This is a genomic window from Pseudoalteromonas sp. Angola-7 (genome assembly GCF_028599255.1).
GTDB lineage: Bacteria > Pseudomonadota > Gammaproteobacteria > Enterobacterales > Alteromonadaceae > Pseudoalteromonas > Pseudoalteromonas atlantica.
On record NZ_JAQREL010000002.1, the window covers coordinates 195,834 to 222,056 of the forward strand.

Genomic DNA, 26,223 nt, shown 5'->3' on the forward strand with positions numbered 1-26,223 from the left:
TTATTATTGTGATACAAAGCTTTTATACTTTTAGAGTAAGTCGTTTTTCGCATTTTGCAAATCTAAACATTAAGTTAAGTGTACATTTTTACCCATGTCGCCGTATTATTAGCTAAACTACTTGGTCTTCCGAGTAAGTAACCTTGTGCTACATCACACCCTAGCTGCTCTAATATTTGTAATTGCTCGCGCTGTTCAATCCCCTCAGCAATGGTTTCTAACCCGAGTCTTTGCGCCATAGCAATAATTGCACTACACAGAGTAAAGTCTTCATTGTTCGTTGTAATGCCACTTATAAAGCTGCGATCTATTTTTAGCCCATCAATATTAAACTGCCTTAAAAGGCCTAAAGAGGCATAGCCCGTTCCAAAATCGTCTAGCCAAATTTTTACCCCTTCTTTATGAAAATGCTCAAATGTTTTAGCAATACGCTGCGGACTTTTTATTAATGCTGTTTCTGTTAATTCTACTTTTATGGCTGCGGGGTCTATTTGATACTTGTCAAGTAAGCTCATTACTTTGGAAAACACATCCCCTTCAATAATTTGTACCGGCGAAATATTCAATGAAATAGTTATATCATTCATACCTATTTTTCTCATTTGGCCTAAATCGCTTAGGGTTTGCTTAAAAATCCAATCACCTAAATCTAAAATCATACCTGACTGTTCTACATGCGGAATAAATTCATCTGGGCCAACAACACCATAGCGTGAAGATTCGCAGCGCACTAATGATTCAAAGCCAACTAATTGCCCACTTGTTAAAGATACAAGCGGCTGGTACACCATATTAAAACAATGGTTTTTCATTGCATGAGCCATAATTTGCTCAAGTTCATGCCAGCGTGCAATGTTGACCGTATTGATAGGCTCTAAACTTTTAAAAGCATTCATAAATTTCTCCACAAATAAGGGCTCACCGTAAGCTTGTTACATAAATTGCAAATTACAGACCAAAACGAGCCGTCAAAAACAAAAAATAAACACATAAAATTCAATTAGTTAAAGTCGGGCTGTTAGTCTAAAATTATTGATATATATATTTGCATTTTGCAAATCACACTGACACGCAAGCTGATTTAAAGTGGGAGCGGGAGTAAGCGATGGTTTGGGTATAAAGTGGCTTTAAAAATAAAAAGGCTGACCTAATTGCTTAGAGTCAGCCGAAATAAATACTAAAGGAGAAGTATTGTTTAGTTGTTTAAACCTTGAGTGCCTGATTGGGCAGATTGCTCATCTATGTTTTGAGCGTAGTTTAATGTGTTGCTTTCAATAGTGGCATTATCTAAATCACTATTGCTAAATTTATTGGTGAACATCTCGGTATTACCTTTATTAACAGGTTCAATAGTAACGGTGCCTCGCAGTGCTGTTGCACCAACAATAACAGCTGCAACAATAATAATAGACAGCACCATTAACTCTGGAGTAAGAACAAAAGACATTTTTTTTGGTTGCTGTTTAACTTTAGTATTAGTTTGCATAATGGACACCCTTAAAATTTATTTAACTACTTAGCAAATTTATATCAATGATAACTTCGCTCTACTTGGTGTTTATATTGCGAAAGCCATGCCAAAATAAATTTAATGATGATAAAAAATTTAAGTCTTTATAAATCAATGGGTAAATTAATTACTTTGATAGGGATAATAAAAAATAGCTGAGCGGATATTTGCATTATGAGATTTCAATTTCATTTTGATTTGCAAAATGCAAACCAATTTAAAAATAACCATTAAGAACCTACCTACACAACCCAATCAATTAAAAAGGATTAGTATTTCAGCATTATTTACAGTTTTGCTTAATATATTAAGGCTTTTTAGGCAGTAAAAGTAATTGACTACGCAATACTCAATCGCCACCGCTTTTTTGAGAAAACAGTCAATTTTAACCTTTTGAGGTTAAATTTTTGCTAAACCCACTATTTATGTTTGTTCACTTAACAAATTAAAAATTTAATCGCAAATACCTTAAGGCCACCAGTAACTATTAACCTAAAAGCACGGTTGCATTGCTTGTTACTTTAATAACGACCAAATTTCGTTAATGCGCTCTAACTTAGAGTGTTTAGCATCATTAAGTTTTGGTAAGTATTGATTTAAGAGCAAATTGAGTTTTTCGCTAATAATTGGTTTAGCTAAATAGTCATTCATTCCTGCTTTAATAAAACGCTCTTTATCTCCATGAATCGCATTCGCTGTTAACGCTATAATAGGGGTGACAATAGCTAACTCTCTGATTTTTTTAGTAGCAGAAATACCGTCTAAAATTGGCATTTGAATATCCATAAATATTAAATCTATTGTTTGCGTTTTAACTTTTTCAATCGCCTCTTGCCCATTACTGGCTATTTTAACTAAGCACCCTTGCTGCTCTAAAAATTGCTGAATCACAATTTGGTTATTTTTATTGTCTTCAACCACGAGTACGTGGGTACCTTTAAATGGCTGAGCATTAATAGTGGCTGTGTTTAGTGTGGTTTCTTTTTTATTAGTAAAAATAATATCAAGATGAAAAAGCTCTTCCTCAAGCGCAGCAATCGCTCTGGGTAAATGCGAAGGCTTAAAAGGCCCATTAAACATCAACATACCAGAGCTCGGCGCCTCTGTTTTTTGGTTTTTACCCAGTAGGTCTATGAGTAATAAACACGGTTTATTTAGGCTCTTGTAACTTTTTAAAAATTGTTGCGCTGCGTCTAAATCGGCTTTGTTAGTGGTAACAATAGCGTCGGGCGTATCGATAATGTCTAGCTTTTCGATGTTTTCAAGGCGTGAAAAATCTATCGAATGGCGAGTAAGCATATGCTCTATCGCATTGTTTAATGGCAAGTTTTTGCTGTTCACACATACATAGGGCTTTTTAGCTCTGGCAGAAAAGCCTTCTCTTTGCACCTGCTCGCTTGTATCTATTAATAAAGGGTAATTCACAATAAACTCACTCCCTTTACCAAACTGCGAGTTAACCGTAATACTGCCCCCTGCAGCATCACATATTTGCTTACATATGGCTAAGCCTAAGCCACTTCCGCCATATTCCCGAGTGATAGAGTTATCCGATTGTATAAACGGCTTAAACATACTCTCGAGCTTGTTTTGCGCAATGCCTATTCCTGTATCTTTAAAGCTAAGATGCAACGTAAATTTATTATTTTCAAACTCAACACACTGTGCTGTCACTATAAGTGAACCTTTTTGAGTAAACTTAATGGCATTTGAGAGTAAATTTATTGCAATTTGCCTTATACGACCATGATCGCCCACCACCTGCGCAGGAACATCAGGGTGCAGATCAAAAATAAGTTCGAGGCCTTTTTGCACGGCGCTTTCACTTACAATATCAATAGCCTCTTCTAAGCAAATATCGAGGCTAAATGGCTGATTATCTATTGAGATTGCTTGCGCTTCAAAGCGTGAGTAGGTCAGCACGTCATCTAAAATACTCAATAATGCATCTGAACTTGTTTTAATCATTTGGGTGTAACGTTTTTGATCTGTTGTAAGCCCAGTGTCGTGTAAGATATCTGCACAGCCAATCACTGCATTTAAAGGTGTGCGTATTTCATGGCTTATATTGGCCATAAAGCGACTTTTAGACTCAGCCAACGATTCAGCCTGGTGCTTAGCATCTAAGAGTATTTGTTCAGCTATCACACGTTCTTGAATATCAACCACGGTCGCCGCTATAGACGTTAAGTGTGTGCCATTAAATGAAGTAATGGGTGTGAGGGTCATTTCAACCCAATTTGGCTCATTAAGCGCGTTGGTTAACCTAATATCCAAACGTTTAACTTCTCGGTTGCCACTACTGTAGCCTGTAAGTGCTGTGTTTAGCTTTTCCACATCCTCGCTCATTACAAAATTAGCAATGGGTAAGCCAAGGTGTTTATTTATGTCTGTTTGGAAAAAATCTTGCCATGCTTTGTTCATAAACAATAACCCGCCCTGCGCATCTAACCTCAATACAATATCAGGGATGTTATCGACCACAGAGTGGTAGTTATATTCTATTTCTGCCATGGCTTGTTCAGCTTTTACACGCTGGGTAATGTTGGTTTCTATGGCTATAAAATGCTTAACATTACCGTCATCATCTTTTACGGGGGTGGCATCAATAGCAACCCAGTATTCGTTTTTATTTTTATCATAATTAATGGTTTCTATTTGAAAAGGCTCGGCATTTTTAATCGCTTTAGCCATTAACTGGCGCGACTCTAGGCTGGTTTTAGGCCCTTGCAACAGTTTACCGGGGCTAAGCCCGATGACTTCCTCACATTTATAACTAGTAAGCGTTTCAAAGCTTTTATTAACCCATTCTATTTTGCCAAATCGGTCGGTAATTATAACTAAATTATTGGTGTGGCTTGCCACTAACGAAAGTCGCTTAGCGTACTCTTGTTGCTGGGTGAGTAAGTATTGGTAATCTTTATGTCGTTGAATGTCGTGTAACGAGCCAATAAACCCGCCGCTATCGTCGCAGGCCAAGCGCATTTCAAACCAGTTAGTAAGGCCGTCATTATTTTTTACTTGCAGCTCTATACTGGCACTAAAAACGCCTTCAAAAATAGACTCAATATACGCTGACAGCTTTAACGAGTCTTTGGTCTCTAGCAGTGATGTGATTTTTTTACCTATGAGCATGGCCGGCGTAAAACCCAACTTATTAAGCCATGCTTCGTTCACGTAGCTAAACACTAAATGTTTATCACATTCAAATACACACTCATCAAGTAAGGCAAGTAACTTAGTCTGCCTGCGGGTGTTTGCAGAAAGCTGCTCTATTAGCGCGTAATGAACTTGTACTTGTAGCTCGTCTTTTTCTTCCATATGCGCCTCATTCATTTACTAATTCTGTATGGCTGCACACCTTGGCATAAAGCGGAAAAACCTCTTCACAGTAAAATGATTGCTCAAACGGCGTTCTGCTTGATGTACAGTCATTAAGTACCGTCACATTAAAGCCAAGCTCTACCGCAGAGCGCGCGGTAGAGTCAATGCAAATAGAGGTCACGGTGCCTGCTAAAACAATGTTATTGATGCCATTTTTATTAAGCACATTTGCAAGCTCTGTATGAGTAAACGCATTTAACCCGCGTTTACCGGGTATTTGCATAATACGTTTGCCATATTTATCAAATTCTTTAATGCCTTGAGCACCATAAGAGTCGGCTTTAAAAGCCCCTACTTCGGCAATCACTTTTAAAATACCAATTGGGTTTTTAAGCTCGCTATAATCTTGTGTAAAGTGAATAGGCGTACTGAGCACTAATGCAAATTTATCTATGTATTTGTCTAGCAGCGCTAACGTGTTATTTACCACACCGGTTACTCTTGATGACTCTTCAACCACTTGGTATAAAATGCCATCAGGCGAAAAGTAATCATTTTGAAAACCAATGAGCAGCAAAGCTGTTTTTGATAAATCGTTCATAACGTCCTCCTAAACGGGCCTTTAGGCAGCTTGCCAAGGCTTAATAAACTCTTCTAATACAGCTTTTGTTACCGGTTTTTGAAGATAGTGCGTCACCCCTTTTTCGAACAACTGAGCAATTTGTTGCTCCTCAGTAATGCCCGTTAAAATAACTTTTGGCGTGTTATCGTTTGGGGTGTTTTGTTTAATGAGCTGCTGAGCTACATCACTGCCAAACATACCTGGCATACGCTCATCTAACAGCAGTAAATCAAAAGGTTCTTGCTGGGCAATAAGTAAGGCACTTGAGCCATTTTCTGCACAGGTTACTGCGCAGCCAAGCATTTCAAGCATGACTTTGGTCGCAACTTGGCTTGGCAAGCTGTCATCAGCAACCAATACAGATAATTTGCTGTGGGTATTTAAATTATTTACCGCATTCACTAAGTCCGTATCAAAAAACGGCCACGCCAATACAGGTTGAGAAATGGCGTGTTGGCTTTGCAGCTCACTGAGCGCATCAAATGCGCAAATTTTTATACTCTGAGACGCCCCATTATTTAAAAAGTTACTCGCAAGTTGCTCTGCAGATAGGTGACGCGCATCTTCAATTTTTAAAGCGTTGGTGTGGTTGCTGTCGGCGAGTTTTAAACCATACTTTTGCGCACTAAAGTTAACTAGGTAATGAATGCTTTGCTCTAAGTCGACTTTACTATTAGCTGCGCTAATGAGCTCTTTGTTTGTATCTACCGATGAAATTGGCTCACGGGTTGCAAGTAAACCGTGTATATCAATGGTGTGCATTTCAGGATTCGAATCTACCCAGTAATTTAAATTAATACCCTGTAAATTGGCCTCTACTGTTAGCACAAAATGGCTTTTAGCGGCTTTTAGCGAAGGCAAAATAAACGCTTCACACTGGATAATCATTTGCTCAGGAGACACCTGTAAACAAATATAATTACACTGTAATTTGTTGATGAGTGTAATTGCCACATTTGTGTTGTCTGCTTTGCAAAAGCGGGCAATTACCCCTTGAATAATTTCTAAAACATGGCTGTTATTACTCATCATCGTTCCTAATAAGAATGGCTCTGTAGTTAAATATCAATTTACATGCCACTTGCAGCGCCTTTACTAATACGATGAATTCATTAGATTTAAAAATTACACATCCTTTGCATAAATGCGCTTTTGCAAATTGCAATTCAAAATGCATGGCAAATGAGTAATTAAGCGAGTTAACAGTAAAACAGAATTAACCAATCGATTTTTTGCGCTTTAAATTATTAATTAATCGTTTAATATGAACCCAACTAAATTGAGGAGAGTATTATGCTTACAGTAATTTTTGGCCGCGCAGGCTGCCCATTTTGTGTACGTGCTAAAGACGTTGCCGAGCAACTATCAAATGAGCGTGATGATTTTAAGTTTCGTTACATCGATATTATCAAAGAAGGCATTAGCAAAGCGGATTTAGAAAAGTCTGCAGGAAAACCATGCCCAACTGTGCCGCAAATTTTTGTAGATCAAACTCACATTGGTGGTTTTACTGAATTTGAAGCTTACGCAAAAGAAAATCTAGGCCTATATAAATAACGCTTTGTATATAGCTTGTTAACCAGTTTAAAAAATCAAAAATTTAAACTGGTTAAATTTCGACCAACATCAAGCACATACAAATTAGTTGTAATTTATACAAGCAATTGCCTCGTATTTCCTATACAATGCGCGCCTCTTTAAATTCGTTGAGGCGTATTAATGTCAGAACCAGTCACGTTTGAATCTCTAAATCTTTCTCCTGCAATTTTAAAGGCAGTTGAAGAGTTGGGTTACAAGACACCATCTGAAATCCAAGCTCAATGTATACCGTTATTGCTAGAAAGAAAGGACGTACTGGGACTAGCACAAACGGGTACAGGTAAAACTGCAGCATTTGCACTGCCGTTACTAAACAATATTGACCCGTCTGTGAAACAGCCACAGATCCTTGTACTCACACCAACACGTGAGCTTGCGATCCAAGTTGCTGAGGCATTTGAACAATATGCAAAAGGTACTCGTGGTGTTGAAGTATTAGCACTGTACGGTGGCCAAAGCTACAGCATTCAATTAAGCGCACTTCGTCGTGGCGCACAAATTATTGTTGCTACTCCGGGTCGATTAATCGATCACATAAACCGTGGCACTATCAAGTTTGATGCTTTACAAGCACTTGTACTTGATGAAGCCGATGAAATGTTACGTATGGGCTTTATCGATGATGTTGAAAACATCATGGAAAAAACACCGCGCGAAAAGCAAACATGTCTTTTCTCTGCGACCATGCCTAAGCAAATTCAAAACATCAGCAGCAAATATATGAATAACCCTGAACAGGTTCATATATCTGCGCGTAACTCAACTGTATCATCTGTTGAGCAAGTGTTTTGGAATGCACACGTACATAAAAACAAAGCCATTGTTCGTTTCTTAGAAGCAGAGCAATACGAAGGTGCTATTGTTTTCGTACGTACACGTAACGACACTGTGCAACTTGCTGAGTTACTAGAGCGCGAAGGTTTCTCTGCTGCGCCACTCAATGGTGACATGAACCAGCAAGCACGTGAACGCACGGTAGATCGCTTAAAAAGCGGTATGCTAAACGTTGTTATTGCAACAGACGTAGCAGCACGTGGTCTTGATGTAGACCGTTTAAGCTTAGTTATCAACTACGATATTCCACAAGACTCAGAAGCCTACGTTCACCGTATCGGCCGTACAGGTCGTGCTGGTCGTACTGGTAAAGCAATTTTATTTGTTAAGCATAACGAACGTTACTTGCTTAAAAATATTATTCGCCATACTAAGTCTGAAATTGCACAAGTTGAGCTACCTACAGCTAAAGTAGTTGAAGAAAAACGTATTAATGCGTTAAAAGAAAAGCTTACGCTTGCTCTTGAAAACAAAGACATTACGTTCTTCAATGAAGTTGCTGCTAGCATGGCACAAAAACTAGACTTATCTTTAGAAGACCTAGCGGGTGCATTACTGTGTTTAGCACAGCAACAGTCGCCAATTAAAGTTGAAGAAGTTAAGATTCAACCTCGCAACGAGCGTAATACACGTAACGAGCGTGGCGATCGTAATGACCGTCGTCGTAACGAACGTGGTGACCGCCCTGAGCGTAAACCTCGCGAGCGTAACAGCCGCGATGCAGGCCCTATGGATACTTACCGTATCGAAGTGGGTCGTGAGCACGGTGTACAGGTTAAAAACATTGTTGGCGCGATTGCTAACGAAGCTGATATCTCAAGCAAGTTTATTGGTGACATTCGTCTACACGACAGTCACAGTACGGTACAATTACCGCAAAACATGCCTAAAGATGTACTTGATCACTTCCAAAAAGTGTTTATTTGTAAACGCCCAATGGGTATGACACTAACACAAGATCAAGGTCCAGCTGAGCCACGTGGTGAACGCGCTGAGCGCCCAAGTGGTGATAAAAAGCGTAGCTTTAACAAAGACAACCAACGCGGTGATAAGCGTGGCGGTCCTCGTAAAGAACGTCGCCCTGTGAGCTTCACATCTAACTAAGCTTTATAGCTTACGTTATAAAAAACCTTGCCACGAAAGTGCCAAGGTTTTTTTGTTTTAAAGCCACTGCTTTTGTAAAAAATAAAAATTCTGTAAACTAAGAAAAAACTATAATTCACGGATGAATTAAAATTGAAAAAACATTATGACAACTTGCTCTTTGCAGCAATAATAAGCTTTCCAATACTGAGCATTGCCATGCTTATGTTAATGGATTTTACCGATCCGCCATTTATCGAAAATAAAATTTATGAGGCTATTTTTTATATAGCGCTTCCTATTTTTTGCGGGGCATCATTTATCTATCTCCATGTACTTGTAATCAAAAAATATAGACGTTGCAGTGACTATAGAGAGCACCTTAAAGATAGCTTTTCAGATACAAAAATGAAGTTATCATTAATCTTCATCTACCCATTACTCCCTTTGTTAATCTATGCAACTCTCTATTTTTTACTCTCTGCCCCCATTGAGTTATGGGCTTACTACACGCAAGGCGATTATTGGTATAAGGAATATATCCTCACTGATGTACAAGAATGTGGGTCTGATTATGAAGATAGTTGTACTCGTTTATACTTTAAAGACCCTACAACTAACAAAACGCACGATTTTAGATGGTACGACGATAAATCTACAATAATGAATAACAAAAACGATTATGTGTATATTGTTGGTGAGGCCAGTTTGTTTGGCTATATAGTGAGAGAATTAGAAAGGTAATTAAAACTTCTTTTTACATTGCAGCAATTTTATATAAAAACCTCACTCAAGTGAGTGAGGTTCATAAATTAAGGTTTAAGTTAAGGTAACGCCGGATAAACGTAACTCGCATCTAACCCTAACGGAATACCGAGTGCCCAATACCCTAGCAAGAAAATACTCCAGCCAATCATAAACGCGATTGAGTAAGGGATCATAAGCGCGATAAGCGTGCCTATACCAGTATCTTTTACGTACTTTTGGCAGTACACCACAACCAATGGGAAATACGGCATAAGTGGGGTAATAATGTTTGAGCTAGAGTCTCCGATTCTGTAAGCCGCTTGGGTTAAATCGGGTGATATACCTAGCTGCATTAACATTGGTACAAAAATAGGTCCCAGTAACGCCCATTTTGCAGAGCTTGAGCCAACGAACAAGTTTACAAAGCCGGTTAAAAATATAATACCTACAACCGTTACGGCGCTGGGCAACTCCATTGCTTTTAAAAGCTGCGCCCCTTCAATGGCCATTAATGCCCCTAAGTTAGACTTAGAAAACGCTGCAATAAACAACGCACAAAAGAACGCCATTACAATGTAATAAGCCATGCCACTCATCGCGGTACTCATCGCATCTATCATATCTTTTGAGGTTTTAAAGGTACCAACGGTAAAACCATACACGGCACCGGGTATCCAAAATAATAAAAAGATTAAAGGCACGATAGATTGCATCAGGGGCGATCTAAAATTAGTTAGTGAGCCATCAGCACTGCGCATTGCTGAATCGGCAGGAGCGGATACAAATGCAAGTAAAGCAAGTCCTGCAATCATTACGCTACTGGCTATAAAAAAAGCACGTTTTTCATTACTTTTAGCTTCATCAAACGCGGGTAAGTTTTGGGTGTCTTCATTAAGTGCTGTGTTTTTTAACCGAGGCTCTATTATTTTATCAGTGATATACCAGCCTAATAACACAATAAATAAACTCGAGGCAGAAGTGAACGCCCAGTTATTAAGCGGGTTAATCGACATATCGGGGTTAATAATTTGCGCTGCACTTTGGGTAAAGCTTTGCAGTAATGGGTCTATTCCTGACGGGATAAAGTTAGCCCCAAACCCACCACTCACACCAGCAAATGCGGCTGCAATACCCGCTAATGGATGTCGCCCTGCGGCAAAGAAAATAACACCCGCTAATGGGATCACTAATACGTAGCCAGCATCGGTTGCTGTATGGCTTACAATAGCTACTAAAATGACTGAAGGGGTCAGCAGTTGCCTTGGGGTAACTTTAAGCATTAGCTTAAGGCCTGTATTGATATAACCCGAGTGCTCAGCCACTCCCACACCTAACATGGCAACCAATACCACCCCTAGCGGTGCAAAGCCTGTAAAGGTTTTTACCATGGAAGATAAAAACGAGGCAAGTGAGTCGCCCTCTAATAGGTTATTTACAACAATGGCTTGGCCTGTCCGTGGGTCTAACGCGTCAAAGCTCACCCCCGACAGTAACCACGAGCACAACCAAATAAGTAACATAGCGAATAAGAAAATAATCGCCGGATCGGGAAGTTTGTTACCAACTCGCTCCACAAAGTTTAAAAAACGCGCGATTAACCCTGTAGGTACCGCAGCTTGATTATTATTGTTCATTTAAAGCTCCCAAAATAGGTTTAAGTAACAATATACTATTAATGTGTAACAGTAAATTAACTAATAAATCTATTATGGGCACAAATAGAGCATAAAAAAACGCGGCTTCATTATCGTCGCCGCGTTTTTATAATTGTGAACTAAACAACGTTTAAGCGAGGGCTTTCACTTCTTCCCAAAGCCTAACAACCAAGGTTTTATCTTCTTCGTTTAGCTCGCCATTGCGGTATGCTTTAACTAAGCTTTGCTCCACGGTTTCGTTGAGCTCATCAATAGAAATTGTCAGCTCTTCTACTTCTGCATAGCCTACTGCAAGGTCGTAATGTCCGCGCAAGTAACCACCAGCGAACAGCTCATCATCTGTTGCTTTAATTACTAAATCATCAAAGTATTGCTGCGCAGCATCAATATAATTCACTAAACTCATTGTGTTACTTCTCCTGGTTTTCATAACCGACAGCATACATAATATGGTCGTTATAGCCGGTGGTTACTTTAATGTAACCTGTTAATTCATCATCTAAAGCGCTGTCGCCGGTGTCACAAATAAGTGGACGCCCGTTCAACGCGTGTAATTTGGTTTTAGTTGCCACCACAATAATGTTTTCTTTGCCAATGGTGCGAATAAGCTCAGGGCTTAGCTGCTGATTCCCTCGACCAAAAATATGGCCTTGCCCGCCTATTAATGTAATAACTAATTGAGTAGCTTGCCCATGCGTGTACTCAAGTAGCTGTTTAGCAGTTAAGTCTTGCGCAACTAGGGTTTGACCTTTAATTAAATCTACGCCTAATAAAGTATTATCCAGCCCCATTTCTTGCATTATTGCTTCAACAGTTGAGCCACTACCCATAATGTAATAAGTGTCTTCATCCATTTCGCTCACCACATGCGCTGCAATGTCGGCAAGTACTAATTCGTCTGTTTCTTTACCACCATTTTTAACCGCTTGTACATAACGTACTTCGCTTGGTATTTGCATTTCTCCGTAGCGCTTAGCTTTTACGGTGCCTTGCCTAAACGCCTCTTCATCAATATCCATTACATCGGCATCTGCAAGTGTAACTAGCTCGCCTTTTACTAGCATTTCTACTACGCGCCCTGCTGCTTTAGGTGTAATTGCATATACGCCAGAGTGAATTTTACAGCCAGCAGGTATACCCAGCACTGGTACGGTATCTTCTATCGCATGACAAATATTGCGCGCAGTACCATCACCACCAGCAAAAAGGACTAAATCTACGCCTAAATTTTTAAGTAGCTTTGCGCTAGCCTCTGTATCATCGGCGCTTGTTATGGTATTGGCGGTATAAATTACCTCAACATTAAAGCCTAGTGCGCGTGCTGCTTTTTCGCCCATATCGCCATTTACAGTATAAATTGTTAACTGCTCTTTATAGGGTACAAGTACTTCTAGGGCTGCCTGTGTGCGGCTGTTAGCTTTGGCTTGCGCACCCAGCTCAATTGCTTTTGCAGCAGTGTTTTCGCCATCACTGCCTTTTAAAGCAACGCTGCCACCAAGCCCTGCAACAGGGTTAATAATTAAGCCTAACTTAAACTGCATTTTGTAACTCCTGAGGGTGGTGCCAATTAAATTGTTGAGCGGTTAACGGCCACGGTGTTTTATAAAAATCACTTAACGCTTTTAATAATGCATGGGTACGTGCGTTAACTCCCTGCTCTAATAACATTAATACTTGCTGGTGTACTCGCGCCTGAAAGTCAAACCGACAAGTTTGCTCACCGTTCAAGTTATCTACCGACACATTAAAATCAAAGCCAGCAGCGGTGCTGAGCAGCCACTCTATGGCTTGTGGTTTTATTTCTACGTTTTCAAATTCAGCCTGCTGGTGTTTATCTCGCCCATCTGGGCAGTACCAATACCCATAATCTTCAAGCTCTCTGCGTTTATTGCCAGCCACTAACCAATGCGCTATTTCATGTAGGGCACTGGCGTAAAAGCCGTGTGCAAATACAATTTGATTAAAACCATGGGTATTATTGGCAGGTAGATAAACAGGCTCATCATCGCCTTTTACTAAGCGAGTGTTATGGCTTTGATAAAAAACACTATCGAAAATAGATATAAGATCGGCTATATGATGCATAAAAACTGATTAATTCGTCTCGGTTACAGCGCAAAATTAGCGCACTAAAAACGAGACGAATTGTACGGGCTTTTACCTTTAAAGTAAAAGTGATGAGCGAGTTATACCTCTACTCCCGCCTCATCGCACTGCACTATATCGGTTTCTGTAAGTGCTTGGGTTATCCACTTTTGCAAAACAGGGCAACGCATCACAAAATCACAATACTGCTGCGCCGCTGGGGATAAGGTAATCTGATACGTTTTTAAACGAAGTACAATGGGGGCGTACATCGCATCGGCAATACTAAAGTCGCCAAAAAACCATTCATTAGGAAACATATCTTGCTGCTGGGAAAATATCTCATCAATACGTTGAATATCTTTTAGTGCAGCACTTGAAAGCGTTACTTTACGTGTGGCTCTTATATTCATCGGCATTTCGTTTCTCAGTGCCATAAAGCCTGCATGCATTTCAGCGCTTAATGCGCGCGCTGTAGCTCGCTGAGTAATATATTTAGGCCACCCTGCTCCCGATAAATGGGCATCGTTAATATATTCACAAATTGCGAGCGAGTCCCACACTTGCAAATCACCATCAATTAACGCCGGCACTTTTTGAACGTGGAAGTGTTGTTTTAGTTCGTCGTAAAAGTCACTGGTGTCGAGCACAAGCTGGGTTTCGTCAAACGGGACATCAAATTTACTCATTAAATACCATGCGCGTAATGACCAGCTAGAATAGTTTTTATTACCGATAAATAATTGCATTTTGTATATACCAAAGTGAATAGGCTTCCCTACCTTACTAGGTGATTAAACAACCAACAACACTTTGTTTTTTATTCTTAAAGCTAAATTTAAAGCCTCTAAAAAAACAGTATTACTATCAATTAGCTAACTGCGTATTTAAATGTTTTTTTAATAAACGGGTATTGCGGGTGTTGGCTTTAAAAAAAGCATCAAATATATCGCCAAAAAATGGAACTAAGCCGCCTACAAAATCAATCAACATATTAATGATCATCTTCGTTTTTATGCGTTTACTTACGCCCAAACGCTGCGCCTCTACCAGTACATAGCTTGATAAAATAAGCCCTGCGGCATCACCTATAACGGGTATTAAACCAATCACAGCCTCTAGGCCAATATTAAATTTAGTAAAAGGAATGCCAATGCTGCTGTCTGTAAGCTTACTAAAGCGCTCTAGCCTTGCTATAGCAGCTTGGGTTTCAAGGTGTGTGTTATCGTGCTTATTATCGTTCATGATTACTCTCCTCCTTAAAACAGTATATAGCGCAAACTTGAACAACCCCTGAAAGGCTTAAATGCAAGTTACAGGCACAAAAAAACGCGGTACTCCGCGCTTTTTTAAAATATTAACGGTTAAACAGAGCCGTTAATTGGTCCATGTTCGTGGTTAACATGTGGGTTTTGCCCGCGCTGGCGCAGTAAATGGTCCATTAAGGTAATGGCCATCATTGCCTCAGCAATAGGGATTGCACGAATACCAACGCACGGATCGTGACGACCTTTGGTGATCATCTCTACTGCTTCGTTTTCAGTATTAATGCTTTTACCTGGAATAGTGATACTTGATGTAGGCTTAAGAGCAATTGAAGCGATGATATCTTGCCCTGTAGAAATACCAGCAAGTACGCCACCCGCGTGGTTTGAGGTAAAGCCTTCTGGGGTTAATTCATCACGATGCTCTGAGCCTTTTTGCTCTACCACATCAAAGCCATCGCCAATTTCTACACCTTTAACGGCATTAATGCTCATTAGTGAATGCGCAATTTCAGCATCTAGCCTATCAAATACAGGCTCGCCTAATCCTACCGGTACGTTGCTAGCCACTACTTTTACTTTAGCGCCCACTGAGTCACCTTGCTTTTTAAGGTCTCGCATGTACTCATCAAGCGCTTCTAGCTTACTTGCATCAGGGAAAAAGAATAAGTTGTTTTCAACTTCATCCCAGTCGTAACTTTCGGCTTTTATTGGCCCAAGTTGGCTTAAACATGCTTTTACTTCAATACCGTGAAACTGCTTTAAGTATTTTTTAGCAATTGCGCCTGCCGCTACACGAATTGCGGTTTCACGCGCAGAAGAGCGACCACCGCCGCGATAATCGCGCAGGCCGTATTTGTGCCAGTAAGTGTAATCGCCATGACCTGGGCGAAACACATCTTTAATTTTACCGTAGTCTTTTGAGCGTTGATCGGTATTTTCGATAAGTAAACCAATACTTGTGCCTGTGGTTTTACCTTCAAAAACGCCTGAAAGAATTTTTATCTGATCGTCTTCACGGCGCTGCGTTGTATAGCGGCTTTGCCCAGGTTTACGACGGTCTAAATCAATTTGTAAGTCAGCCTCTGTGATCTCAAGGCCTGCGGGAGTACCATCTACAACACCGCCTAGGGCAACGCCGTGGCTCTCACCAAAGGTGGACACTTTAAACAACTGCCCTATGCTATTACCTGCCATTAACTTTCCTCATTCCTAATGACTACAAAAGTTGCCGAGCATACGCTCGGCCTAAAATTTATTTTGCAAAATACGTATCAAGCTGCGCTTTGCTTATTACAAATACACCTAAGCCGCCTTGCTCAAACTCAACCCACTCAAATGGTGCGCCCGGATACAAAGCATCCATATGTACCATAGAGTTACCAACTTCTACAAATAACAAACCGTTATCAGTTAGATGATTGCTAGCATGCTCTAAAATAGTACGGGTAACGTCTAAGCCATCATGCCCAGATGCTAAACCAAGCTCAGGCTCATGATGAAATTCTCGTGGTAAATCAGCCATGTCCTCAGCATCAACATACGGTGGGTTGGCTACTATTAGGTCATACTTTTGCCCTGGTACACCACTAAATACATCTGACTGAATAGGCAGTACGCGGTCACTTAGCATATAGTCGTTTATGTTTATATCTGCTACTTCAAGCGCTTCATACGAAATATCAACCGCATCTACTTGCGCCGTTTCAAACGCCTGAGCAAGCGCAATAGCAATACAAGCAGAGCCTGTGCATAAATCTAAAATACGGTTAACGCTTTGCGGCTGCTCAAGCCACGGTGAAAACTTATTAGCAATAAGTTCTGCAAACGGCGAGCGCGGAATAAGCACACGCTCATCAACATAAAATGGCATGCCCGCGAACCAAGCAATGTTTGTTAAATAAGGAACCGGCGTGCAGTCATTTATACGCTCTGCGATTAACCCTGCTAGGCGGTTTTTTTCTGTGCTTGTTAACCGCGCATGCATTAACTCTTTGGGGGCATCAATAGGTAAACTTAGTGCAGGAAGTAATAAGCTAACTGCTTCATCCCACGCGTTATCTGTGCCATGTCCAAAAAATATTCCACTACTTGCAAATTGGCTTGTAGTCCAGCGTAACCAGTCATGTAACGTTGACAGTTCTGCAACAGCTTCATCAAGTGTTGCTTCTTCTATTTGTAAATCACTCATATTTTTTACCTGTTTTAGCTAACTGACTGTTTTGAGTCTTTGCGACGATTGCATTGCCTAACTGTGCTGAGCAAATTACAATTGCCCCTCACCTTTATATTGTACCGCCTTTTGCGCTGCGTTTTTACGTTTTTTTGTTTAGGTAAAATTTATGAAAAAAGACATCTCATCACAATCGTCCCTAAGCAATGACGACATTGACCTTTTTCGCCAAACAATTACAGGCGCTAAGGTGTTTAAACAAGATACCCATAGGTTTGATACAAAACCTAAGGTGTCACAAGCGAAGCAATTTGCCCAGCAAAAAAAGCAGGTTGAGTCTGAATTTTTCTTCTCTGACGAATATATTCCCGATATAGACACAAATAGCACCATTAATTACGTGCAAAATGGCCACGACTCTTTTTTAGCAAAACAGTTGCGACGCGGCGACTTTGCGCCCGATTTAACACTCGACCTGCACGGGCTTAATAAAGAACGTGCAAAAGATGAACTCGCGGGGCTTATTCACGAGTGCAAAAAACAGCATTATTACTGCGCGTGCATAGTGCATGGCATTGGTGAGCGTGTTTTAAAACACAAAGTACCGCAGTATTTGGTACAGCACCCCGATGTAATTGCCATGCACCAAGCACCGCTAGAATATGGCGGGCGCGGTGCCGTGCTGATTTTAATTGATTTACCACAAAGTGATGAGTTTAGACGCTAATTAAAGGAAGAATACGTGCAAATTTTTTCGATTATTTTTCCCTTAATTTTTATTGTCGCACTGGGCTACACCTGTTGTTATTTTAAGTTTTTTAATCAGCAGCATATTGCCGGCTTAAGTAAATTTACTTTTTATGTGAGCTTACCCGCCTTTTTAATGCTCAATATGTCGCAAATAAATTTGCATCAAAGTATTAGCCTCGAAGCATTTTTAAGCTTTTATATTCCTGTATTAGCGGTATTTGCTTTGGGCATACTTATTGATAGGTACTATTTAACTAAACAAGCCAATGCTGGAAATTATCAACAGCATAGTGTGTTTGGTCTTGCCGGTAGTTATTCAAATATGGTGTTAGTGGGTATACCCATTGTCATTGCTTCACTTGGCAAAGACATGATTGCTATCGCCTTTATGATCATCACATTTCATAGCACGCTGCTTTTTGCGTTAACTTATTTAATAGGCGCGAAAGGAAACACAGCTGACTTCTCGTGGGCAAAATTTGCTAAAAACATGGTCCTTAACCCTATTGTGTTAAGTATTGGCTGTGGATTACTTTTAAATGTGTCGGGAATTACATTATTTGCGAATTTAGCCAATGCCTTAGAGCTACTCGCCAGCCCTGCTATTGCATGTGCTTTATTTGTGTTAGGTGCTAATTTGGTGTTTTATAAGGTGGCAGCAAATTGGCAGCCGGCCCTTATTTCTTCACTGTTAAAAATACTGATTTTGCCTGCTGCTGTGTGCGTAGCAGCTACGTGGGTGTTTGTACTAGATACGCAAATTCGTAACGTACTGGTATTGCTAAGCGCCTCGCCTGTTGGCGTTAATGCGTATTTAATTGCAAGCCAATTAAATACGCATCAAGTTACGCTCGCCGGTGCAGTGGTGCTTTCAACGGTGCTTAGTGTAGTAAGCTTTTCGTTTTGGCTTGCTGTGCTTTTATAAAACGCTTATTTAAGTGCGGCCACTACCGAAATTTCTACTAATAGCGCATCGCGCGCCATTTTAGCTTCAACACAGGCGCGTGCTGGTGCATAACCTTCTGGCACCCATGCATCCCATACAGCATTCATATCGGCAAAATATTCCATGCTCTTAACGTAGATAGTTGCGCTTAGCATATGCTTTTTAGAACTCCCCGCCTGCTCAAGTAAGACCTCTACTTTGTCGAGCATAGTTTGCGTTTGCTCTGTAATGTTTTGCTCTGCATCGCTGCATACTTGTCCGCATAAATAAACGGTTCCATTATGTTTAACTATACGGCTCATGCGCGCACCCGTTTCAAGGCGTTCTATACTCATTGTTATCTCTTTTCTCTATATGTTGGCAGGCGCGTTAATATTTACATATTCACTGCGCTGTGATGTTTCGTCATACTGAATTACAGCAACTGCTGCGGTGTTAAAAATAGGCATATTACCCGGGCTGAGCTGATCAACTATATAGCTCACAATAGGCATATGGGCGACCACCAACCAGGTATTACACTGAGGATGCATAGCAATAAGTGTTTCTAAATAATCAGCTGCTATTTGTGGCTTTCCCTCGGGGATTATGTCGCTACAGGTTTCACTAAATTTAAATACATTGTTTTTTTCAACTTCTTTAGCCGTTTGCTGCGCGCGCGAGTAAGGACTTACCAATAACGCATCAACAGAAAAGTGTTTGTGTAGCCATAAGCCCATTTTTTCTGCTTCTGCATGGCCTTTCGGTGTTAGGTTTCTTGCTGCGTCGTTAGCTTGCATCGGTGTCGCTTCGCCGTGGCGCATAATTAAGATTGTTTTCATAAAAAATCAACCGATTAATGAATATAAAACAGTAGCCAGTTTGCCCATTTGTCCGCTATATTAACTATTATTCCAAAGAATAATTCTCTCATGATATTCAGGTAAATCTTTTCGCTATTTTTTCGCTGTCCTGAAGCTATCATCTGTTGTTAACAAGTAAACGTCTAGTTTCAGGAGCATCATTTGAATATCAGCCGCAATGATAACAGAGCATACCGCGCCATTACACTCGACAATGGGCTAAAAGTATTATTAGTGCAAGATAAAGATTCAACTAAAGCCGCTGCTTCTATGGCGGTTAACGCTGGCCATTTTGATGACCCCCTTGACAGGCAAGGCCTTGCACACTTTTTAGAGCATATGCTTTTTTTAGGTACCGACCAATACCCTGATTCTGGAAGCTTTAATAATTTTGTGTCTCAATCGGGCGGTAACACCAACGCCTGGACCGGCACTGAGCACACGTGCTATTACTTTGATATTAATAATCAAGCCATTGAAAAAGCCCTTGCGCAATTTAGCCGTTTTTTTATTGCCCCATTATTAAACCCAGCTGAAACCGAAAAAGAACGTAATGCCATAGAGGCTGAGTTTAAATTAAAAATAAAAGATGATGGGCGTCGTATTTATCAAGCTCATAAAGAAACCGTAAACCCAGCTCACCCCTTTGCTAAATTTTCGGTGGGTAATTTACATACCCTCGCCGATAGAGAGCGCTGTATAAGTGAGGAGTTAAGAGATTTTTTTAATAAGCACTATAAAGCGCAGTGGATGACACTGGTAATTTGTGCCAACGAACCGCTTGATACACTCGCGCAGTGGACACATCGTTATTTTAGTGGCATTAATGGCCATAAAGGTGCGCTTAAAGCCCCTATTGAGGAGCCATTATATCGCGCGCAAGATATTGGCAAAGTACTGCACATTGAACCACACAAGCACATGCAAAAACTCATTATTAGTTTTGCTATGCCAAATATCGATGACTTTTATCGCCACAAAACCGTCAGCTTTATAGCCCATTTACTCGGCTACGAAGGCGCAGGCTCGTTGTACTCAATTTTAAAAGAGCAAGGGTGGATTAACGCACTTTCTGCCGGCGGCGGTATAAATGGCAGTAACTTTAAAGATTTTAACATTAGCATGGCGCTTACCGATGAAGGCATTGAATACTTTGAAGACATAATAGAAATTGTGTTTGAGTATATTTGCCTAATCAACGATAACACCGACAAACTACCGCGCCTATATCAAGATAAAAAAAACCTGTTACAAATTGCGTTTGATAACCAAGAAAAATCACGCTTAATAGATTGGGTAAGTAACCTAAGCATTAATATGCAACACTACGACGAAGCTAACTATGTGCAAGGCGATTACTTAATGGAGGGCTTTAATAAAGCCACTCACGAAATGGCGATGCAATGGCTTACCCCGCATAATATGCGCTTAGTACTTATTCATCCAGGCGTAGAGGCAGAGCACACCACCGCGTGGTACAACACCCCTTACAAAGTTGAGCCAATTTCGCCGCATTGGCTGGAGTCACTTGCGCATATAAATAAACCGCTGAGCACTATGCTGCTGCCCACAGCAAACCCCTATTTAACAAAAGAAGTGGTGCTATACGAAGTCGAAAAACCTCAAACCAAGCCTTTAATGTTAGTTAAAGAGCCTGGGTTTGACTTTTGGTTTAAACAAGACAACACCTTTAGAGTGGCCAAAGGTCATTTTTATTTAGCAATGGACTCGCACTTTGCAGTAAAAGATGTAAAGCACATGGCATTAACGCGCCTTTTTAGTGACTTATTTATGGACAGTGTTGGCGAGCAGTTTTACCCCGCAGAATTGGCAGGTTTAAGTTATCATTTAACCTCTCATCAAGGCGGGCTTACGTTGCACACCGCTGGGCTATCGACTAGTCAGCTAGAGTTGGTGGAGCAATTACTTGATGCGCTATTTAATGTTGATATTTGCGCACGCCGCTTTGCCGAATACAAAAAGCAATTGGTAAGGCACTGGCGCAACAGCAACCAAAATAAGCCCGTGAGTGAATTATTTAGCGTGTTAGGTGCCAAAATAATGCCATGGAACCCACAACCCGACGAGTTAGCCACTGCACTTAAAAATACATGTTTTCAGCAATTTAACGAATTTAGAGCCGATTTTTTTAAAGCCTTACATGTTGAGTGGTTTTTACACGGTAATTGGCAACAAACAGACGCGAAGGTATTTCATAAAAAAGTGGCAGAGCATTTAAAAAACGCCACGGCTATTGAAGATTTAACACGCCCGCTGCACGAGATAGACCAAGTGACTCGCTGCGAACTTGAACTGCCATGCAGTGATAACGCCATGGTCATTTACTACCAGGCACAAAGTGCAGAAGTGGATGAAAAAGTTAAATTAATGGCACTTAATCATATAATTAACCAAGACTATTTTAACGAGCTGAGAACCACACAACAGCTAGGTTACTTAGTTGGCTCTGGCTATGCACCATTTAACACCCGCGCCGGTATTGCTTTTTATATTCAATCACCAAAATTTGAAGCTCAGACTCTACTGCACAGGCATAATCATTTTGTAAGCCAGTTTATTGCTAACCTAGACTCCCTGGATGAAACAACATGGCAGCAGCATAAACAAGGTTTGACAACTCATATTGCTGAAAAAGATAAAAACTTACGGTTACGCTCACAGCGCTTTTGGCTTGCAATAGGCAATAAAGATCATGACTTTCATATGCAAAAACGCCTGCTAGAGTCACTGCACGCCCTCAGCCTAGAAGAAATGAAAAGCTATGCCATAGCTACTTTTTCTAAAGATAGGCCAAGGTATGAGTTATTAAGTAGCGCAAAAGTAAATAAATCGCAAAAAATGCCGCTTTGCTCGCAATCTCTTTGACTCTGCAAGTGGCATGATTTAAATTATCATTTGTTAATTAGTAGTAATAAAACAAATGATAAAAATAACAACAATAAAATGTGGTTTTTACTGGTTGCTGCTAAGCCTAGCACCCGCAGCGGTTGCCTTTGAACACGCCTTTAATATAAATACCAACACCGTTTTAATTATTGCCAGTGCCCTACTTGTGCTGGCTTTGCCATACCTATTATTTGTAATTTATAAATTAAAGCGCTCTCGGTTACAGCACAGCCTCTCGGAAAAGCGCTTAAAAAGCACGGTTGAAGGCAGTGGCGATACGCTTTGGGATTGGAATATAAAAACTGGCGAAGTTATTCGTATTAACGATAAATACATGATGGATTCAACAACGTTAATGGGTTTTCCGCCAAATAAAAGCTTGATCCACCCACACGATATTGCCTCAGTAGAGCATTTATTAAAAAAACACTTTGCTCAAAAGTCTGCTTTTTTTGAAGCCACTTACCGTATTAAAGACACCTTTGGCCACTGGCACTGGGTATTAGACCGCGGAAAAATAATAGAAAAAGATGCCAACTTAGCGCCACTAAGAATGACCGGCACAGTGCGCGATATTTCAGTGTTAAAATCAACACAAGAGCGCCTCAATTTATTTGCTAAGTGTGTAGAATCACTCACTGATGCACTTGCTATATACGATAAAAACTTTAACTTAGTTGATATTAATCCCAGCTTTTTAACGCTTTTTGGTGGCGTTAGAGAACAATATCTCAAAAAGCCTTTTAACTTACCTGGTTACGATAAAAGCTACACAGAAAACATTAAAAATATAGTGCGAGAGCGGGAGCGAATTCAACAAGAGGTAAAACTGCGCAATAGTGAGCGAGTGTTACTGCCCATAGAGATTTCTATTGATGAGATAAAAAACGATCAACACCAAATAACAAACTATGTAGTGGTTTATTCAGATTTAACCGAACGTAAAAATGCACAATCGCAACTGCATAATTTATCAAATAGAGACCGTACGACCAGTTTACCTAACAGAAATTTATTTTTTACCGACCTACAAAAGCTAGTAAAACAAAATACCCACCATGCCCTTTTGGTATTTGATTTAGATAATTTTAAAAAGATTAATGATTCATTAGGCCACCAGCTAGGCGACAGCCTGTTAGCAAAACTGGCTATGCGATTAAATAAATTAACCCGTGAGAATGATGTTTTTTACCGCTTAGGGGGTGATGAATTTGCCTTAGTTATGGCAGATACTAATGATATCCATGTTATTACTCGCATGGCAAAGCAATTTTTAGCTGCAATTGCGACCCCATTTAAAATGGCAGGCCACGAGCTCGCTATTACCTCAAGCGTAGGCATAGTGTTATTCCCTGAAGATGGCAGTACTCCAGAGCTGCTGTTAAAAAACGCTGATACCGCCATGTATCATGCTAAAAAGAAAGGCAATAGTTACCTGTTTTTTAACGACACCATGAACCGCCAAGCGGTTAAACGCTTACAAATAGAAAACCTAATGCGCTTTGGTCTAAAAGAAAACCATTTTGAAGTGTATTACCAACCAAAAATGAATATTCGCACTGGTAAACTTACCGGAATGGAAGCATTAGTGCGCTTTATAACCCCTAAAAAAGGCGTTATTAGCCCCGGTGTATTTATTCCTATTGCAGAGGAAACCGGGCAAATAATAGAAATTGGTGAAGTGGTTTTAAACAAAGCGTGTCGCGATGTAAAACAATGGCTAGACGATGGACTATTTAGCGGCCGCGTTGCAGTTAACTTATCGGCTAAGCAGTTTAGCTTGCCAGATTTAACGACCCGTATTGACGTGATATTGCAAAAAAACGAGCTACCTTCTTACTTTTTAGAGCTGGAAATTACCGAAGGCACGGTAATGGACGACCCACAAGAAGCCATTGCAATTATGCGCTCGCTAAGTGCCCGTGGTATTCATTTAGCCATGGACGATTTTGGTACAGGTTATTCATCTTTAGCGTACTTAAAACAATTTCCGCTGAATACCTTAAAAGTAGACAAAGCATTTATTGATGACATGAAAACCGAACGAGGCCGCAACATGGTTGACTCTATCGTGACGATTGCGCAAAACCTCGATTTACATGTGGTTGCTGAAGGTGTTGAGCAAGCAAGCCAAATTGACATACTCAAAACGCTAAATTGTGAAACCGTACAAGGCTACTTCTATTCAAAACCGCTTTCAAAAGATGAGTTTACGGCCTTTTTGAAACAGCAACAAAGCAACTCTACGCCAAGCCTTATTAGTGCTAATAACCATTTAGCGCAAATAAGGTAATGTTACGGGCGCCATATACACGCACCAGCTCCTACGTTGCGTATAAAAGCACGCCTGTAATGCAAACCAAATAAGCACCATGCGCCAGGGCCGATTAGTGCCCCTAATAAAATCCACCGTTTAATTGGCATACCTTTTTTAAGCGCTTGAACGTAAATGGCCAAAGCACATAGAGCGTTAATAAAAACGAAAAGCAAACATCACCCCAACTGAGCTCAAAACAACGCTGCGCATTTTAACGGCAAATAACACACTTTTAAAGCAGCAGGCTTAATAAGCCAATGAGTCGCCATTTTAGTTTTCAGCGCATATAAGTTAAGTATCGATGCAGATTACTATTACCTAGTTTAAAAATTTAGGCATAAAAAAAGCCGGCATAGCGCCAGCTTTCCAGCTTTATTGTATAGCTTAGGTTACTTTTCAGCGCGACCCATAAATTTGTGCTCAACCGTATTAATACGGATACGGTCGCCCGTAGATATATGCTCAGGCACCGAAATGGTTAAACCCGTGCTCAGGCGTGCAGGCTTAGAGCGTGCACTGGCAGAAGCGCCTTTGATTGAAGGGTCTGTTTCTTCAACAACCAGCTCTACGCTTGATGGCAAATCTAAACCTACAGGCGAGCCATCAATCACAATAACGTGTACGCCTTGCGTTTCTTCGTTAACGAATTGAATCTCTTCTGCAATCGCCTCTTTGTTTAAGTTATACGGCGTGTAGTCTTCATTATCCATAAACACGTATTCATCGCCATCAATGTACGAAAGCATTGCTTCGCGGCGAGTTAAATCTGCTAGGGTTAGCATGTCGCTGTCTTTGAAGGTTTCGTCTACTTTTGCACCTGTTACTACATCGTATAAACGCATACGGTACAAACTACCGCCTGCACGACCTTGCGGTACTGAACGTACAATATCTTTAACTACCAACACGCGATTATTAAACTCAATCGCGGTTCCTTTTTTAACTTCACTCGCCTTTGGCATGGGGGTTTTCCTATTATTTTTTTGATTGCCAGAAACATACCACGAACTGGGTATTGTTCAACTAAAAATACGTTAATTTGGGGCTGCATTTGATATAGACTTGCAAATTTTTAATTTAAAACTAAATACCTATAATCAAAAGCGAAAAAAACTGCTATGGTATCTCTACCGAGTATGACTTCAAGGATTGGATCATGGACCAAAACACAGTACATGAGTATTTAGTAAAGAAGCCCTTGGTGCAAGTGACAAAACCATTTGCTCAAGAGGTTGATGTTTATAAAGTAAATCATAAAATGTTTGCCACCCTTGCCTTAGGTAATGATGGAGACGTAAATGATGATGGAGATCCTATTTGGTGGCTTAATTTAAAGTGCGATCCCGATGAAGCACTTAAATTGCGTGATATTTTTCCTGCGGTGATCCCTGGCTATCATATGAACAAGCGGCTTTGGAATACGGTGATATTAGATGGCTCTATTCCACAAGGCGAAATTGAAAGAATGATCGATAATTCGTTCAAATTAGTTGTTGAGAATATGCCAGAAAAAGACCGTAAAGCAATTGAAGCACATCTATAGAAACCACCATCACGGGCTAGC

Annotated in this window: 25 protein-coding genes; 8 read left to right on the forward strand and 17 right to left on the reverse strand. The window is 40.4% G+C overall.

What is annotated here, in order from left to right:
• Nucleotides 1-74: 74 nt before the first annotated feature.
• From PSH50_RS03490 to PSH50_RS03510, 5 genes are all read right to left on the reverse strand, one after another.
• Complete coding sequence (locus tag PSH50_RS03490) at nt 75-896, reverse strand: bifunctional diguanylate cyclase/phosphodiesterase (RefSeq protein ID WP_256850657.1); 822 nt, start codon at nt 894-896, stop codon at nt 75-77.
• A gap of 299 nt (nt 897-1,195) precedes the next feature.
• Nucleotides 1,196-1,486, reverse strand: a complete 291-nt coding sequence (locus PSH50_RS03495) for a hypothetical protein (RefSeq protein WP_024033795.1) — start codon at nt 1,484-1,486, stop codon at nt 1,196-1,198.
• A 540-nt stretch (nt 1,487-2,026) separates the two neighbouring features.
• Nucleotides 2,027-4,846, reverse strand: coding sequence for a PAS domain-containing protein (locus PSH50_RS03500; protein WP_256850658.1), 2,820 nt, complete (start codon nt 4,844-4,846; stop codon nt 2,027-2,029).
• Complete coding sequence (locus PSH50_RS03505; protein WP_024031899.1) at nt 4,839-5,435, reverse strand: cysteine hydrolase; 597 nt, start codon at nt 5,433-5,435, stop codon at nt 4,839-4,841. Before PSH50_RS03505 ends, PSH50_RS03500 begins: the two co-directional genes overlap by 8 nt.
• Nucleotides 5,436-5,456: 21 nt before the next feature.
• Entirely contained in the window at nt 5,457-6,488 is a 1,032-nt protein-coding gene (locus PSH50_RS03510) for a response regulator (RefSeq protein WP_256850659.1), read from the reverse strand.
• A gap of 261 nt (nt 6,489-6,749) precedes the next feature.
• Between PSH50_RS03510 and PSH50_RS03515 the strand changes: the two genes are divergently transcribed.
• The 3 genes from PSH50_RS03515 (at nt 6,750) to PSH50_RS03525 (ending at nt 9,716) form a co-directional block, all read left to right on the forward strand.
• Nucleotides 6,750-7,013: a GrxA family glutaredoxin gene (locus tag PSH50_RS03515; protein WP_256850660.1), complete on the forward strand. Its 264-nt coding sequence runs from the start codon at nt 6,750-6,752 to the stop codon at nt 7,011-7,013.
• A 162-nt stretch (nt 7,014-7,175) separates the two neighbouring features.
• Nucleotides 7,176-8,993 (forward strand): DEAD/DEAH box helicase, encoded by a 1,818-nt coding sequence (locus tag PSH50_RS03520; protein ID WP_004587284.1) that lies wholly within the window; start codon nt 7,176-7,178, stop codon nt 8,991-8,993.
• A 132-nt stretch (nt 8,994-9,125) separates the two neighbouring features.
• The gene (locus PSH50_RS03525; RefSeq protein ID WP_256850661.1) at nt 9,126-9,716 is read left to right on the forward strand and encodes a hypothetical protein; all 591 of its coding nucleotides are present in this window, start codon (nt 9,126-9,128) and stop codon (nt 9,714-9,716) included.
• Nucleotides 9,717-9,796: 80 nt separating this feature from the next.
• Here the strand turns inward: PSH50_RS03525 and PSH50_RS03530 are convergent, their stop codons facing one another.
• The 8 genes from PSH50_RS03530 to prmB all read right to left on the reverse strand — a co-directional run bounded on the left by PSH50_RS03530 (nt 9,797) and on the right by prmB (nt 16,915).
• A complete protein-coding gene (locus PSH50_RS03530; RefSeq protein WP_256850662.1) occupies nt 9,797-11,353 on the reverse strand; it encodes an AbgT family transporter in 1,557 nt (518 codons plus the stop codon).
• 151 nt (nt 11,354-11,504) lie between these two features.
• Complete coding sequence (locus PSH50_RS03535) at nt 11,505-11,780, reverse strand: YfcL family protein (RefSeq protein WP_004587288.1); 276 nt, start codon at nt 11,778-11,780, stop codon at nt 11,505-11,507.
• A 4-nt stretch (nt 11,781-11,784) separates the two neighbouring features.
• Nucleotides 11,785-12,915, reverse strand: coding sequence for an ATP-NAD kinase family protein (locus tag PSH50_RS03540; RefSeq protein WP_256850663.1), 1,131 nt, complete (start codon nt 12,913-12,915; stop codon nt 11,785-11,787).
• Nucleotides 12,905-13,459 carry an elongation factor P hydroxylase gene (locus PSH50_RS03545; RefSeq protein WP_055253038.1) on the reverse strand — a complete coding sequence of 185 codons (555 nt, stop codon included), beginning with the start codon at nt 13,457-13,459 and terminating at the stop codon, nt 12,905-12,907. The genes PSH50_RS03540 and PSH50_RS03545 overlap by 11 nt, the downstream gene beginning before the upstream one ends.
• A gap of 101 nt (nt 13,460-13,560) precedes the next feature.
• A complete protein-coding gene (locus tag PSH50_RS03550) occupies nt 13,561-14,208 on the reverse strand; it encodes a glutathione S-transferase family protein (RefSeq protein ID WP_054982195.1) in 648 nt (215 codons plus the stop codon).
• A gap of 118 nt (nt 14,209-14,326) precedes the next feature.
• The gene (locus PSH50_RS03555; protein WP_248451049.1) at nt 14,327-14,704 is read right to left on the reverse strand and encodes a DUF4112 domain-containing protein; all 378 of its coding nucleotides are present in this window, start codon (nt 14,702-14,704) and stop codon (nt 14,327-14,329) included.
• A 119-nt stretch (nt 14,705-14,823) separates the two neighbouring features.
• Nucleotides 14,824-15,921, reverse strand: coding sequence for a chorismate synthase (aroC, locus tag PSH50_RS03560; RefSeq protein ID WP_024031890.1), 1,098 nt, complete (start codon nt 15,919-15,921; stop codon nt 14,824-14,826).
• A 58-nt stretch (nt 15,922-15,979) separates the two neighbouring features.
• Nucleotides 15,980-16,915, reverse strand: coding sequence for a 50S ribosomal protein L3 N(5)-glutamine methyltransferase (prmB, locus tag PSH50_RS03565; protein ID WP_004587294.1), 936 nt, complete (start codon nt 16,913-16,915; stop codon nt 15,980-15,982).
• Between the two features lie 151 nt (nt 16,916-17,066).
• On the opposite strand from prmB, the gene smrB reads away from it, so the two are divergent.
• Nucleotides 17,067-17,624 (forward strand): endonuclease SmrB, encoded by a 558-nt coding sequence (smrB, locus tag PSH50_RS03570; RefSeq protein WP_024031888.1) that lies wholly within the window; start codon nt 17,067-17,069, stop codon nt 17,622-17,624.
• 15 nt (nt 17,625-17,639) lie between these two features.
• The gene (locus PSH50_RS03575) at nt 17,640-18,572 is read left to right on the forward strand and encodes an AEC family transporter (RefSeq protein WP_055253036.1); all 933 of its coding nucleotides are present in this window, start codon (nt 17,640-17,642) and stop codon (nt 18,570-18,572) included.
• 5 nt (nt 18,573-18,577) lie between these two features.
• On the opposite strand, the gene PSH50_RS03580 is transcribed toward PSH50_RS03575, so the two are convergent.
• Both PSH50_RS03580 and sixA read right to left on the reverse strand, forming a co-directional pair.
• Complete coding sequence (locus PSH50_RS03580; protein ID WP_273609267.1) at nt 18,578-18,928, reverse strand: RidA family protein; 351 nt, start codon at nt 18,926-18,928, stop codon at nt 18,578-18,580.
• A 15-nt stretch (nt 18,929-18,943) separates the two neighbouring features.
• Nucleotides 18,944-19,414 (reverse strand): phosphohistidine phosphatase SixA, encoded by a 471-nt coding sequence (sixA, locus tag PSH50_RS03585; RefSeq protein WP_004587298.1) that lies wholly within the window; start codon nt 19,412-19,414, stop codon nt 18,944-18,946.
• A gap of 183 nt (nt 19,415-19,597) precedes the next feature.
• Between sixA and PSH50_RS03590 the strand changes: the two genes are divergently transcribed.
• The gene (locus PSH50_RS03590) at nt 19,598-22,321 is read left to right on the forward strand and encodes an insulinase family protein (protein ID WP_273609268.1); all 2,724 of its coding nucleotides are present in this window, start codon (nt 19,598-19,600) and stop codon (nt 22,319-22,321) included.
• Nucleotides 22,322-22,376: 55 nt separating this feature from the next.
• Nucleotides 22,377-24,635 (forward strand): EAL domain-containing protein, encoded by a 2,259-nt coding sequence (locus tag PSH50_RS03595; RefSeq protein ID WP_273609269.1) that lies wholly within the window; start codon nt 22,377-22,379, stop codon nt 24,633-24,635.
• Nucleotides 24,636-24,637: 2 nt separating this feature from the next.
• Here the strand turns inward: PSH50_RS03595 and PSH50_RS03600 are convergent, their stop codons facing one another.
• Together PSH50_RS03600 and yeiP are read right to left on the reverse strand one after the other, a co-directional pair.
• Nucleotides 24,638-24,832 carry a hypothetical protein gene (locus tag PSH50_RS03600; protein WP_029773485.1) on the reverse strand — a complete coding sequence of 65 codons (195 nt, stop codon included), beginning with the start codon at nt 24,830-24,832 and terminating at the stop codon, nt 24,638-24,640.
• A gap of 216 nt (nt 24,833-25,048) precedes the next feature.
• A complete protein-coding gene (gene yeiP / locus PSH50_RS03605) occupies nt 25,049-25,621 on the reverse strand; it encodes an elongation factor P-like protein YeiP (protein WP_004587302.1) in 573 nt (190 codons plus the stop codon).
• A gap of 194 nt (nt 25,622-25,815) precedes the next feature.
• Between yeiP and PSH50_RS03610 the strand changes: the two genes are divergently transcribed.
• The gene (locus PSH50_RS03610) at nt 25,816-26,202 is read left to right on the forward strand and encodes an MmcQ/YjbR family DNA-binding protein (protein WP_004587303.1); all 387 of its coding nucleotides are present in this window, start codon (nt 25,816-25,818) and stop codon (nt 26,200-26,202) included.
• The last annotated feature ends 21 nt before the right edge of the window (nt 26,203-26,223 follow it).